General features: G+C 35.0%; 9 protein-coding genes. 5 read left to right on the top strand and 4 right to left on the bottom strand.

Annotation, left to right across the window (positions count from 1 at the left end):
• Positions 1 to 15 precede the first annotated feature (15 nt).
• From JCM17102_RS04110 to JCM17102_RS04090, 5 genes are read left to right on the top strand one after another with little or no spacing between them, the layout of a single operon-like run.
• Positions 16 to 2,340 carry a Gldg family protein gene (locus tag JCM17102_RS04110; protein ID WP_025074103.1) on the top strand — a complete coding sequence of 775 codons (2,325 nt, stop codon included), beginning with the start codon at positions 16 to 18 and terminating at the stop codon, positions 2,338 to 2,340.
• A gap of 50 nt (positions 2,341 to 2,390) precedes the next feature.
• Positions 2,391 to 5,537 (top strand): SusC/RagA family TonB-linked outer membrane protein, encoded by a 3,147-nt coding sequence (locus JCM17102_RS04105; protein WP_025074102.1) that lies wholly within the window; start codon positions 2,391 to 2,393, stop codon positions 5,535 to 5,537.
• 6 nt (positions 5,538 to 5,543) lie between these two features.
• Positions 5,544 to 6,983, top strand: a complete 1,440-nt coding sequence (locus JCM17102_RS04100) for a RagB/SusD family nutrient uptake outer membrane protein (RefSeq protein ID WP_025074101.1) — start codon at positions 5,544 to 5,546, stop codon at positions 6,981 to 6,983.
• 60 nt (positions 6,984 to 7,043) lie between these two features.
• The gene (locus JCM17102_RS04095) at positions 7,044 to 7,721 is read left to right on the top strand and encodes a DUF4843 domain-containing protein (RefSeq protein ID WP_275564324.1); all 678 of its coding nucleotides are present in this window, start codon (positions 7,044 to 7,046) and stop codon (positions 7,719 to 7,721) included.
• 23 nt (positions 7,722 to 7,744) lie between these two features.
• Positions 7,745 to 9,355: a PKD-like family lipoprotein gene (locus JCM17102_RS04090; RefSeq protein WP_025074099.1), complete on the top strand. Its 1,611-nt coding sequence runs from the start codon at positions 7,745 to 7,747 to the stop codon at positions 9,353 to 9,355.
• A 125-nt stretch (positions 9,356 to 9,480) separates the two neighbouring features.
• Here JCM17102_RS04090 and rsgA read toward each other — a convergent pair whose 3' ends face one another.
• The 4 genes from rsgA to JCM17102_RS04070 all read right to left on the bottom strand — a co-directional run bounded on the left by rsgA (position 9,481) and on the right by JCM17102_RS04070 (position 13,871).
• Complete coding sequence (gene rsgA, locus JCM17102_RS04085) at positions 9,481 to 10,413, bottom strand: ribosome small subunit-dependent GTPase A (RefSeq protein WP_025074098.1); 933 nt, start codon at positions 10,411 to 10,413, stop codon at positions 9,481 to 9,483.
• An 85-nt stretch (positions 10,414 to 10,498) separates the two neighbouring features.
• The gene (frr, locus tag JCM17102_RS04080; protein WP_025074097.1) at positions 10,499 to 11,059 is read right to left on the bottom strand and encodes a ribosome recycling factor; all 561 of its coding nucleotides are present in this window, start codon (positions 11,057 to 11,059) and stop codon (positions 10,499 to 10,501) included.
• 51 nt (positions 11,060 to 11,110) lie between these two features.
• Positions 11,111 to 12,022 (bottom strand): DMT family transporter, encoded by a 912-nt coding sequence (locus tag JCM17102_RS04075; protein ID WP_025074096.1) that lies wholly within the window; start codon positions 12,020 to 12,022, stop codon positions 11,111 to 11,113.
• A gap of 754 nt (positions 12,023 to 12,776) precedes the next feature.
• Positions 12,777 to 13,871, bottom strand: coding sequence for a GntR family transcriptional regulator (locus JCM17102_RS04070; RefSeq protein WP_025074095.1), 1,095 nt, complete (start codon positions 13,869 to 13,871; stop codon positions 12,777 to 12,779).
• Positions 13,872 to 14,096: the final 225 nt, after the last annotated feature.

Genomic DNA, 14,096 nt, shown 5'->3' with positions numbered 1-14,096 from the left:
AAAATAGAAATAAGTATGAAAACTATATGGAAAATAGCAAAGGCTGAATTGAATACACTCTTCTGTTCACCTATTGCATGGTTAATTCTTATAATCTTTGCATTTCAGGCCGGACTCACATATTCCGATTTGATTGCGGATCAATTGCGTTATTTGGCGTTAAATTATCGTCCTTATAATTTGACTGCAAAACTGCTTGTAGGATACAGTGGTGTTTACTCTGATATGCAGAATAATTTATATCTCTATATTCCGTTACTTACAATGGGGCTTATGAGTAAAGAGTATAGTAGTGGTTCAATTAAACTATTATATTCTTCTCCTATTACAAATACACAAATTATCATAGGTAAATATGTATCTATGTTAGTTTATGCGTTAATTCTGGTAATTATTTTATTTGCTTATTTTATTTATTCAGCATGTATTATTGAGAATTTCGATTATCAGCTAGCTTTTACTGGAGTCTTGGGGATTTTCTTGTTAGTATGTGCGTATGCAGCTATTGGGTTGTTTATGTCTACATTGACAGCTTATCAAGTAGTAGCTGCTGTGGGAACTTTAACTGTTCTTGCTATATTAAACTTTATGAATTCTGTTGGACAGGATATTGATTTTGTTCGTGATTTAACTTATTGGTTGGCTTTAGCAGGACGCTCGGATAAATTCTTGAAAGGAATGATTTGTACTGAGGATTTATTCTATTTTATTATTGTAATTGCATTATTCTTGTCTCTTTCTATTTTAAAATTAAAATTCGAACGTACGAGCACAAGTAGACTTAGTAAAGTATCTCAGTATGTGGGTGTGATTTGTGTAACTTTATTATTAGGTTATACTACTTCACGTCCAAAATTGATGTATTATTATGATGCGACAGCTACAAAAGCAAATACATTGACTCCTCCAAGTCAAGAAGTAGTGAAAAAACTCGATGGTGGATTGACTTTAACTACTTATGTGAATCTTTTGGATGATAATTTTGGTAAGGGAATGCCTAGTAGTAGAAATTGGGAAATGCGTAAGTTTGAAGACTATATTCGTTTCAAGCCTGAAATGAAGATGAAATATGTCTACTATTATGATCATGCATATAATAATTCTCGACTTTATGCTCAATATCCAGGAATGACGGATAAGGAAATTGCACAACGTCTATGTGATACGTATGATTATGACTTTGATATGTTTCTTTCTCCAGAAGAGATAAAAAAACAGACACTTTCTAAAGGAATAAACTTGGAAGAGGAATACAATAGTTTTGTATATTTGTTTGAACGTGAAAACGGGCAAAAAGCCTTCTTGCGTATTTATGATGATAATCAGCGAGATCCTTTTGAAGCTCAAATAACTTCTGCTTTAAAGACAATGGTTGTAACTCCTCCTATGGTTGCATTTGTAACGGGACATGGTGAACGTGATATTTACAAAGGAGGTGAACGTGATTATAGCGCTTTTGCTAAGAACAGAACTTTTCGTCATTCTTTGATTAATCAGGGATTTAGGGTAAGTACCTTGGATTTGAGGGCGGATACTGCAGCTACTGAAATTTCTAAAGATATTGATGTTTTAGTAATAGCAGACGTACGTGAAGCGTATACTCCAGAAGAAATAGCTAAAGTGCAGCGCTTTTTAGCTCGTGGAGGTGATATGATAATTGCTTGTGAGCCTCGCCGTCAACCATTGATGAATCCGTTAGTTGAGAGTTTAGGTATTACCTTTTTGCCTGGAACGGTAGTAGAAGAAACGAAAGGATATGCTCCTAATCAGTTGTTCTTGGATCCTACAGAAACAGCAATAAAAGAGAATAGTGATTTTCGTCGTATGTCGAGATATGGATCAAAACTTTCAATGCCAGGTGCTGTAGAGTTTCAGGTTAATGATAGTTGCGGATTTAAATCAACTGTTCTGTTTGCTACTTCTTCAAAAGCATGGAATGAACTACAGACTACAGATTTTGTGGATGATTATCCAACAATTAATATGGAGACTGGTGAAAAAAATGATTCTATTCCTTTGATTACTCGCTTGACTCGTCAAGTTGGTGATAAAGAACAACGTATTTATGTTTGTGGAGATGCGGATTGCATGGCTAATAGTGAACTAACTACCAGTAGAGATGATATAAGTACATCAAATTTTACTTTAATTAGTGAGGTATTCCGTGAACTTTCTCATGGTGAATTTCCAGTGGATGATAGTCGTCCACATCCTGCTGATGATAAAATGTCTATTGGACAAGGGGCTTTGATTTGGGTTCAGATCATTTTCATGGGACTAATTCCTGTAGGCTTGTTAGCAGGCTATATTATTACTTGGTGGCGTCGTCGTAAAAAATAATTAGAATATAAGATTTGTTGGATAACAGTATATAACTAAACACTGTATTTATGAGAGAAAAGCGAAATTTTGTTGTTGGTTGTTGCTTAGCAGCCTCCCTATTGGTGTGCACTTGTCCTGTAAGTGCACAAACAACTACGGTGACTGTTAAGGTAGAACATGAAAGTAACCGTATCATTAAGGGTAAGGTTACTGATTTAGACGGACACTCTTTGCCAGGAGTGAATGTTGTTGTCAAAGGTTTCCAGGGTGGGACTGTCTGTGATATTGATGGTAATTTTAAAATTAGTGCTCCACGTGAGGATGTTATATTGAAATTTTCTTATATCGGTATGGCACCTCAAGAAATTACAGTAAAAGCAAATCAAAAGAAAGATCTTCAGGTCCGTATGAAGGAAGATACGAATGAGATCAATGAAGTAGTTGTGACGGGATATGCTAATTTAAAGAAAGAGAGTTTTACTGGAAATACGGTGACAATTAAAAGAGACGAATTGCAGAAAGTTTCCAAGACTAATGTAATTTCTGCTCTTCAAGCCTTCGATCCGTCTTTCCGTATTGCAGAAAATACGACATGGGGATCTGACCCGAATGCAGTACCTGAAGTGTATATTCGTGGTAAATCAGGAATTGGTGTGAAGGAATTGGATGCAGAAAGTGTGACTTCAAAGTCTAATTTGCAGAATAATCCTAATCTTCCAACATTTATTATGGATGGTTTTGAGATTAGTGTGACTAAGCTATATGATATGGACCCTTCGCGTATTGAAAGTGTTACCATACTGAAAGATGCTGCTGCAACTGCTATATATGGTTCGCGTGCAGCAAATGGTGTGGTTGTCATAACTACCGTTACCCCAAAACCAGGTAAACTGAATGTAGCTTACAGTTTGACTGGAGAGATCGAGATGCCTGATTTAAGTGATTACCATCTGTTGAATGCATCAGAAAAGCTGGAGGCCGAAAGACTAGCTGGGGCATTTGAAGATCCAAATGGTGAATATGAGTCCGCAAATAGCAATTGGGAATATTATTATAAAAAACTTTATAATGTAAACAATGGAGTAGATTCTTACTGGTTAAGTAAACCGTTGCGTACTTCATTTAATATGACACATAGTCTTTATGTTGATGGGGGGTCAGACAATCTACGTTTCGGGGTAGAGTTGAACATGAACAGGAACAATGGTGTAATGAAGGGCTCTAAACGTGATGTTTGGGGAGGAGGAGCTTATATTCAGTATGCGGTAGGGAATTTTATATTCCGTAATCATTTTACGTATAATTCAAACTCTTCAGTTGATTCTCCATACGGATCTTTCTCTGATTACACTAGTCAATTGCCGTATGATGTGTATCGGAATGAAAATGGAGAATATTTGGAAGAACTAGCATATTGGGGTGAAAAAAGTAATCGTTATAATCCATTATATGAGGCTACCTTAGGAAGCTATACTAGGAGTTCGTATGAACAAGTGATTAATAATTTTAGTGCTCAGTGGAATATTTCTAAATATTTATTGTTTAAAAGCACATTAGGACTTACTCGTCAATTTGAAAGTAGTGATAGATTTCTTGATCCTCATTCTCGTAAAAACTCAAAATTATTGAGTAGCTCGAATCTTTCTTCTGGTGAATTGACTGCTGGCTCTGGAAATAGTTTTACGATTGACTGGCAGGCTTCGTTAGCTTACAATCGTTTTATTGGTAGACATAATATTAATACATCTTTAGGTATGAATATTATGGAAAATAAATCGAAGAGCCTTAGTGCTAGATATGAGGGATTTCCATCAGGTAGTTTGAGCTCACCTAACTATGCTCAAACGGTTGTGGGTAAACCATCTCAATCTGAACAACATTCTCGTTTGATGGGTTTCTTGGGAATGGTGAATTATAGTTATGATAATATTTATTTGTTTGATGCTAGTGCCCGTCTTGATGGTTCGTCTAAATTCGGTTCAGATAACAAGTTTGCTCCATTTTGGAGTTTTGGTGCTGGTTTGAATATTCATAACTACGAATTTTTTAGAGATTTGAGTGTTTTCGATTTATTAAAGGTTCGTGCAAGTTATGGACAAGTAGGTAAGGTGAATTTTGCTTCATATGATGCTAAAACTACTTACCGCATTCTTACTGATCAATGGTATAAATCAGGGTATGGTGCTGTGTTGTATGCTTTAGGTAATAAAGCTTTGACTTGGGAAACAACTAATACATTGGATATGGGACTTGAAATAGGTCTATTTCAGCAGTTGATTTATTTAAAAGGTAGTTACTATATTAAAAGAACTGTAGATTGTATAAATTCAGTCACTATTCCAAGCCATTCTGGGTTTACTACATACATTGATAATATTGGTGAAATTGAGAATAAAGGTTTTGAGTTGGATGTACGCGCTAATATACTTCGTACACGTGATTGGAATCTCTCTTTGTTCGGTAATTTAGCACATAATAAAAATCGTATAGTGAAAATAGCTGAAAGTTTGAAGGCATATAATGATAAAGTTGATGATTTTTTGAATGACAACAAGCAGAGTGTTTCTCAAGCTGGTTCTAAAAGTTATAAAAAGTATGCGGAGGGTGTTTCACAATCAGCTATTTGGGCTATGCAATCTATAGGTATTGATCCTGCAACAGGTGAAGAACTTTTCCGCAATCCTGATGGGACAATTACTAAATATTGGAATTCTGCGAATCAGGTAGTGGTCGGTAATGAAGAACCGAAAGCGCAAGGTACGTTTGGATTTAACCTGACATGGAAACATTTTACGCTTTACACTACATTTATGTATGAATTTGGTGGGCAACGTTATAATAGAACTTTGGCAGACAAAGTGGAAGGTGTGGATATCTTGAACTATAATGTAGATAGACGTGTGCTGACTGATCGTTGGAAAGAACCAGGTGATTTATCTGCATATGAAAAAATTCAGATAGTGCATGGTACAGGCGGTGTTACGACTACTAAAGCTACATCTCGTTTTGTCCAAGACTATAATTGGATGAATATCAATTCTGTTACATTGGAATATGATTTTGATTCAAAATTAGTTAAACCACTGGGATTAAGTATGCTTCGCTTTAGTATTGGTGCAAATGAATTGGCACGTTGGTCGTCAGTTGAATTAGAGAGAGGATTGAGTTATCCGTATTCCCGAACAATTAATTTCTCATTAAAAGCAAGTTTCTAAAAAATTATGAAGAGAATGAATTTATATAAACTTTTTATAGCTTTGAGCATATTGCTAGGATTAAGTTCTTGCAATTGGCTGGACTTGGAGCCAACAGATACAACGACGGAAACTGATTTGTTCAAGACAGGAGATGGTTATCGTATTGCATTGAATGGTATATATCAGCAGATGTCGGAAACGGACTTATATGGACAGCAGTTAACTTGGGGGCTTTTGGATGTTCTAGGACAAACTTACAGTTCTAGCTTTTTAGGTACTGCTTATTATGCTTCGGCTAATTATAAATACACGGACAATCGTGTGAAACCATTAGTGGAAGCGATCTGGGAAAAGGCGTATAATAGTATAGCGAACTGTAACAATATAATTCAACGTATTGAAACGGAGTCTGCTAGTCTTTTTGAAGAAGGGGAGACAGAAAAGAATTTGATTGAAGGAGAGGCTTTGGCTTTACGTGCTTATTTGCATTTTGATATTCTTCGTCTTTTCGCTCCTTCGATGAAGAAGGATGATGGTAAATCGTATATTCCTTATGTTGATACTTACCCTTGCACATTTCAGCCTTATACAACTAATAATGAGGTGTTGAAAAAAGCAATTGCCGATTTAAAAAGAGCTAAAGATTTAGTAGGACCATTTGATACAGCTGATCTTAAGTGGATGCTTACACGATATCGCTTTGAGAATGACGTTAGAGCTGGCGGAGGACGAACTAATCTATTTTTGGCCTATCGTGGTTATCGGATGAATTATTTTGCAATTTGCGCATTGTTAGCTAGGGTTTATAACTATGCAGGTATGCATAAAGAAGCGTTTGATGAGGCTTCAATAGTTATCGAGGCAACTGGTGATAGTTATGGAACTCTTATTTTTGAACCTACTTCTTTAAGTGGATTAAGTGATGGAAATATAAAATTATATGATGAACTAATTTTTTCTTTGTCTAATCGGGATTTGTGGACAAATTACAAATCATATTATGTTTCCACTAGTGATCAATTAGTTCTAGCCGAAAGAAATACGACCGATTTGTTTGATTCACCTATTGATATGAGAGGGAATGCTAAGTTAGTCAAACTAGAGTCTCGTAAATTATTCTGTCTTAGAAATGTAGAAGTTGGAGGAACTTATGCTACATTTGTAAAAGATATGATTCCAATGATACGTTTAGGAGAAATGTACTATATTCGGGCTGAATATTATAATAGTTTGAAAGATATTGAAAATGCAAAATCTGAATTGGATGAATTCCGCTCAGGCTATAGTTGTCCTCCTGGAATGCTAACTGATGATATAGAAAGTGAAATAATAAAAGAAGTACATCGGGAATATTTAACTGAAGGACAATTATTCTTTTATTATAAGAAATTTAATCATTTGCCTAAGAAAATGCAATCGGACGATAGCTTTGTTTTCCCGCGTCCAGATAGTGAAGATTTATAGAAATAGTTTATTATTAATAGAATGAATAAATATTTATATTTAAGTATAATCCTTTTTTCTTTGAGTGCATGCACAAAAGAAGGGGTACAAATGTATGATGCAAATGCACGCTATCTCTATATACCTAATGAGGATGGCGTAAATCAGTTAACATTTACATTTAAACATCATTCGGATGATGTACAATCTTATGATTTGTTTTTTGATGTAAAATTGGCTGGATTGGTTTTAGAAGAAGATAAAACTTATGGAGTGGAAGTGGTAGAAGACGAGACTACTGCTGATGTAGCTGATTACACTGTAGACAAGCAACAAATCTTTCATGCAGGAAAGTTTTCAGATCAATTGAAAGTTACTGTGAATAAAACAGCACATTTAGATACGGAAGTAGTGAATCTGACGGTGCGTTTGGTACCAAATGAAACTTTCGGATTGGCAGAATATTTAGGAGAGAAAATGAATGAGAAGGCAATTACTGCAACTGTTACTTTTAGTAATAAGATGAGTAAGCCTGATTGGTGGGATGATGATATTATTCAAAATTATTTAGGAGAATGGAGTGAATTCAAATATCAACGTTTTATTGAATCTTGTGATGGTGAGGTGCTTGATCTATCTGAAATGACTGCTGATGAAAAGTCGGTATTAGCACTCAAATTTAAGGATGATATTAGAATATATGATTGGAGAGATCCTGATACTAATGAGTTATTGGAAGTTCCAATTTTGGATAAATAGATGAATTTGTAAAAAATGAATTTATGAAATACAAAATATTATTATTGTTGCCTTTTTTAGGCTGTTGCTTGGCGAGTTGCTATGAAGACAAAGGAAATTATGATTATAATGATTTGCTTCAAGTTTCTGGAGTGACTTTTGTTAGAGATGTAGATGGAGAAGAAACAGAATCTGGTTCTTGGGAGGTGCCTGTAGGTACTGTTTTGAAAATTCGTCCGATTCTTTCGTTTACTAAGGAAAAAAGCAAGATGAATCTTGCTTATACATGGATTTATAAAGATGAAGTGATAGGTCAGGAAGAACAGTTGAATTGGTTGACTGAAGAAGTTGGTGGTGGATATGTACGACTGGATATTGAAGATCTAGATACTGAGAACCATTTCTTATTTAATTTCTCTGTGAATATTACAGATCCTTATAGAGATAGTGGATTTTTAATTTTAAATGAGAAAGATGGTATTTCTTACTTCAACTTTATAAGAGGTAGTTATTATGGCAACGATGTAGATACGGAATATGAGCCGTTATTAGGACTTTATCAGAAGGAAAATGGAGAAACATTAAAGCCGGAAGCTGAATATTTTAAGATACATGAGCATTTTCGTAAAGATAATAATTATCCATCTTATAATACTCAATTCATGATTGTTGGTAAACATGAATTGATAGATGTGAATGCTTATACTTTTAAGGAAGTGATAAGAGGTTCCAAAGACATGTTTATGGCTGGAATGCCAGAAATCTCTGATGTGATGTTCATGCAATGGTTTGATATCGTAACAGATCAGGAGGGTAAAGTTTATCGACGTAAGAAAAGTACTAATGAATTGTATCATTCCAACCAATTCTTAGCGGCTCCTATGAAAGATGATAAAGGTAAAGAATTATCTGGAATTAAGATAATTCCTGGTGATTTATCGGATAATTTTTGTTTGTTGTTTGATCAAGAAAGAAATTGCTTTCTGACTATCTCGGATTGGAAAGATTCTTATTATGGAGATAATAATCTTGGGCAGATATCTGTTTTAGAATCTGGATCAGGTGAATGGCCGGAGAATTTTGTTCCATTGGATAATTTGGGAGATTATAAAATGATCTTTTGTGGATTTTATCGTGATGCATGGGGGAGTATTAAACGATATTTTACCATTTTAAAGAAAGATAATCGTTATTATTATCAGCAATTTTCTGTTGATAGTGATTATAATACTGGAATTTTCTATGTGGACAATTGTGTTCGTGGAGAGCTGACTGGTTTCACTGATAATATGGCTGATGGTATTATGTCATTGATGTGGTATTCTAATGGATTTGATTCATCAATGCATCCTTATTTATTTATAGCAAAGGAAAATAAACTTTATCTTTATGATTATACTGCAATAAATGACTCTAAAGAAAAAGTGCAAGAGATATATACATTTGATAGTCCAATTGTAGCTATAGATGGTACTTGTATTTCTGGTGTTCATTTAGGAGTTGGACTTGCAGATGGAACATTTCATGCTATTAAAGCAACTAATGCAAAATATTATTTGAATGATCCGTCTCTCATTCTTTGGACACAGAAGAATTTAGGTAAAATAAAATGTATCAAATATAATACCTCAGCACAAGCTCCTGCTTATTATTAAAAAATAGAGAAATTTAATTTATAAAGATTACCCTCTTTACAATTAGTACTGAGGGTGATTTTTTTTATAAAACTTTAGAAAATTTACTAGGCAGTTAGTTTCTTTGTGAAACGAATGTGTATTTCTTAGTACGCCGCCCTATACTTTCCCTCCTCCTTATCCTCCAACATATTCAGATAAGAAGTATATCGTGACTCACTGATAAGATGTTCCTCCACCGCCTTACGTACAGCACATCCCGGTTCATGCCGATGTGTACAATTTCCATATTTACAGTCTGCAGAAACCTTAAAAATTTCCGGAAAGTAATGACTCACTTCTTCTTCTTCCATATCGAAAGTTCCGAATCCTTTGATTCCCGGCGTATCAATGATATACCCATCTCCCGGAACAGGGAACATTTCAGAGAAGGTAGTAGTATGCATCCCTTTATTATGATAGGTTGAGATTTCACCGGTTTTTGTTTCTATACCTGGTAGGATAGCATTGATAAGAGTTGATTTACCAACTCCGGAATGTCCGGAGAAAAGAGTAATCTTACCTTCCAGTTCCTCTTTTATTGCATCTATTCCGATTCCATCTTTTGCAGAAACTTTAAAGCAAGGATATCCGATATTAGTATACAAGTTGATAAGTGCATCCAAATAACGTAATTCATCTTCATCGTAAGCATCTACTTTATTAAATATCAACTTGACAGGTACACGATATGCTTCAGCGGATGCAAGAAAACGGTCAATGAAAATAGTAGAAGTTTCAGGATAATTGACCGTTACTATCAGCATACATTGATCAAGGTTGGCGGCAAGAATATGAGACTGTTTGGAAAGGTTAGAGGAACGGCGGATAATATAGTTTTTTCTATCCTCTATTTCACTAATAAAAGCAGTCCCTTCTTGGTTTAATATAATTTGAACACGGTCACCTACCGCTACAGGATTAGTGCTGCGGATACCTTTTAACCGGAAATTCCCTTTGATTTTACATTCGATAAATTGTCCGCCGTCGGTCTTTACTTGATACCAACTACCTGTATTCTTGATTACTAATCCTTTCATTTATTTAGTGGATAATGGAAAATAGAAAATGACTATGCAGATATTATTTCTCTGCATAGTCATTTCTTTATATCCGTTATTAATATTAGACAGTCATAATTTCTTTGTCTTTTTCTGCCAACATCTCGTCAATCTGCTTGATATACTTATCATGTATCTTTTGCAGTTTCTCTTCGGCATTCTTTTGTTCGTCTTCAGCCAAGCCATCTTTTACAGCCTTCTTCAAAGCGTCAATACCATCACGACGAGCATTACGAACACTGATCTTAGCAGTTTCGCCTTCACCTTTACATTGTTTTGCCAGTTGTTTACGGCGTTCCTCTGTCAAAGGAGGGATGCCAATACGAATGATTTCACCGTTATTTTCCGGCATGATACCTAGTTCGGAGTCGATAATTGCTTTTTCGATGATACGGAACATACTTTTGTCCCAAGGCTTGATGGTGATACTACGTGCGTCAGGAGTAGTAACTGCAGCCACATTACTGATGGGCACCATGCTTCCGTAAGAATCTACACGGATACCGTCCAACAATCGGGTACTCGCTTTTCCGGCGCGGATATGTGCCAACGCTTCTTCCAGATACATTATAGCCATATCCATTTTTTCTTGTGCATTGCCAAGACAAGTCTTTACATCTACCATATTTTTGATAATTAAAAGTTGCTATTGGGTTGATTGATTAGCAAAAGTATACTATTTTTTATTTATCTGCAACAGCATACCCATCTTTTTTATAAGCGTCTTTCCTAAGATAATCAAAGTGACAGCGGTAATAATCATTAAAACACCAGCCATTAAGCGCGGAGTTAGTTGCTCATGGAATAAAAGTACTCCGAAGAATAAAGCTGTTACCGGCTCCAAAGCACCAAGAATAGCAGTAGGAGTAGAACCTATATAGTGAATTGCTAATGCAGTGCAAACCAATGATATCGCAGTTGGCAATATAGCTAATGCTATAACGTCTGCCCAAAGCCATCCGGTAGGTATCATTTGTAGTTCCGTACAGAAATGCAAACGTATGATATAGATTGACAATCCAAATAGAATTGCGTAAAAGGTTAGTTTGGTGGTAGGCAGGTTTTTCAAAGACGAACGGTTTACTCCTACGATATAAATCGCATAGGAAAGAGAAGAAAGTAATACTAAGATAACACCAATTGTTGATAACGGCTTATTTCCATCACCTTGATAAAGCAAAGCAATACCTGATAATGCCAACAGAATGGAAAAAATGGTGATTGCGGAAATTTTCTCTTTAAAAAATGCCCCCATAATGATTGCTACCATTACCGGATAGACAAATAGAATGGTAGAAGCAATTCCCGCGTCCATGTAATTATAACTCATAAACAGAAGTAGCGAAGAGAAAGAAAACAATAATCCCATGATGACCAAAGGGAGAATGTCCTTTTTCTGAAGGGCAAAAGACTGTCGCTGTACCTTCATCAGAATGCCGAGGACTATGGCTGCAAGCAGGTAACGATAGAATAATACGGTATCGACACTCATGCCCGCCCCATATAGAGGGAGTGTGAAAAGAGGATTCATGCCATAGCTGGCAGCTGCAATCGCTCCGTAGATGAAACCTTTGGTTTTGTTATTCATTAATTGTACTTTCTAAAATAGCGTGCAAAAGTACAGAGTTTGCAGATGAGAAACAAGCGTTTATGTTGTTGATAGCATAATTTAATCTTTTGATCACAATAAGTACTAGAGCTATCGGAAACAAGTACTAAAGTAAATCTAATGATGCACAAGATTTACTCGAGAGAAGTACTAGGTTTAGTTGGAAGGAGTACTAGGGTTAATTAACTGAAGTACTCGAGTTGAAGAATAGAAATAATATTTAGTTATTGCATTTGAGTTGTTACTTCACTGAAATCGGTTGCTTGTTTTGAGCGAATTGAATGTTTAATTGTTCGCCCCAAACTATAGGAAGTTTATTTCACTTTTCCCCATACTTTTTTTCTATCATTGGGATGTCTGAGCACAAACTTCTCAATCTTTTTCTCCGAGAGTTAGCTTATTCGATAAAATGAAATCATCTTTTCGCTTCGTCATATTTCTCTATATCTTGTTGTCATTCAGGAGAATAAAATGAAGCATCTTTTTCCTCTTTGAAGAACAGATAATCACTTGTTTCTAAAATGGGGAAGAGGTAACTTAGATATGTCTGTGTTTTATTATATATTAAAAATTGAACAAAGAAATATTACTAAATTATTGAAAAAGATGACGCAATTCAAATGCTTACATAACAGGTAAATAAGAGAATCTATGACGAAGGAAAAACATTCTATTGTTATATGAATGAGTCATTATTCTCTTATTTGTTTCTTTTTCTCTTTGAATATTTCTTTTATTCCATAAATTTACTTGAATCGCGAATTACAATTTCGCCAGCAAGATTTACCGTTACGGGATATGCAGATTTATCATTGATTCTTCTGAACATTAACTCAACACTGACATTTGCGATCTCTTCGCAAGGTTGCTTAAAAGAGGTTAGTGAATGTTTCAAATGCATGGAGTATTTCATATTATCATAAGCACAAATAAGAAGATCTGAAGAAATCTTCCAGCCGATGTCTGTTAAAGAAGACATCAAAACAGCTGCGGTAGAGTCATTTGCACAAATAATACCTGTTTTCCCTGGAATTATTTGCATTTGCTTGACAAAGTTTGTGTCTTCGGGGTTTCCACAATGAACATCTGATAAATTGAACGGCAGTTTATTTTGCAGCATAACTTCTTTGATACCTATTAAACGCATATCAACGGAATAGGCCGAGTCGGGTCTATGGAAAAAATGAATATTCGTACAGCCCTGGTCTATAAGGTGTTGTGCCATAATGCAACCTGCACTGAAATTATCCAAGCAAACAATATCAAAATTACTTCTTTTAGGGAATTTGAATATGTCTCTATCAATTAGAATGAGTGGAATTCCTGCTTCTTCCATCCTTTCACAAATACGCATGTTTATCTCATTAGCGTCAGCTACTCTTTCCAAAGGAGAAAAGAATACCCCATCTACTTTTTTGCTTATGTAATTATCGCAGCAACTGTCAATTAACTCTCTTCTGATATTTGCATTACTTGCCGTTGCACCTTCCCATAAACATTTGAAATTACATTTTTCCGATTGTTTCAGTAATTGATCGTTGATAATGGAAAATATCTCAGACTCACCTGCTCCGGGAAGCAATAATCCGAAAGTTAATGTTTGGGAAGTCTGTTTATAATTTACAATAGTACCCAGTCCTTTTTTTTTCGTAATGTAACCTTCTGTTTGCAATTGATTGTAAACTTTTGCTATAGTTGGTCTTGAAACTGAGTATTGGTCAGCCAATGTAAGTTCGGTAGGTAATAAAGAACCTGTTGGGAATGTGCCGTTTAAAATATCCTTTTTTACTATACTATATATTGATTTATAGCTTGATTTTGTTTCCATTGCTCTAATTCTTTCTTTGATATATTCTGCAAATATAATAAGATTTTGTGGATTAGTGAGCCGTATATATGAATAAATGCAAAAATGATATCGAATCTATATTTAATAAAAGAAGAGCGTATGTGATTTTATTGTTTTCATATATGTTATTAATATGAATACCGATTTTATTTTAAAATATTACATATATGTTTGCTTATTGTGAAAAGATACTTTATATTTGCT

Source organism: Bacteroides faecichinchillae JCM 17102 (genome assembly GCF_000614145.1).
Taxonomy (GTDB): domain Bacteria; phylum Bacteroidota; class Bacteroidia; order Bacteroidales; family Bacteroidaceae; genus Bacteroides; species Bacteroides faecichinchillae.
This window is presented reverse-complemented; position numbering and strand designations above follow the sequence as displayed.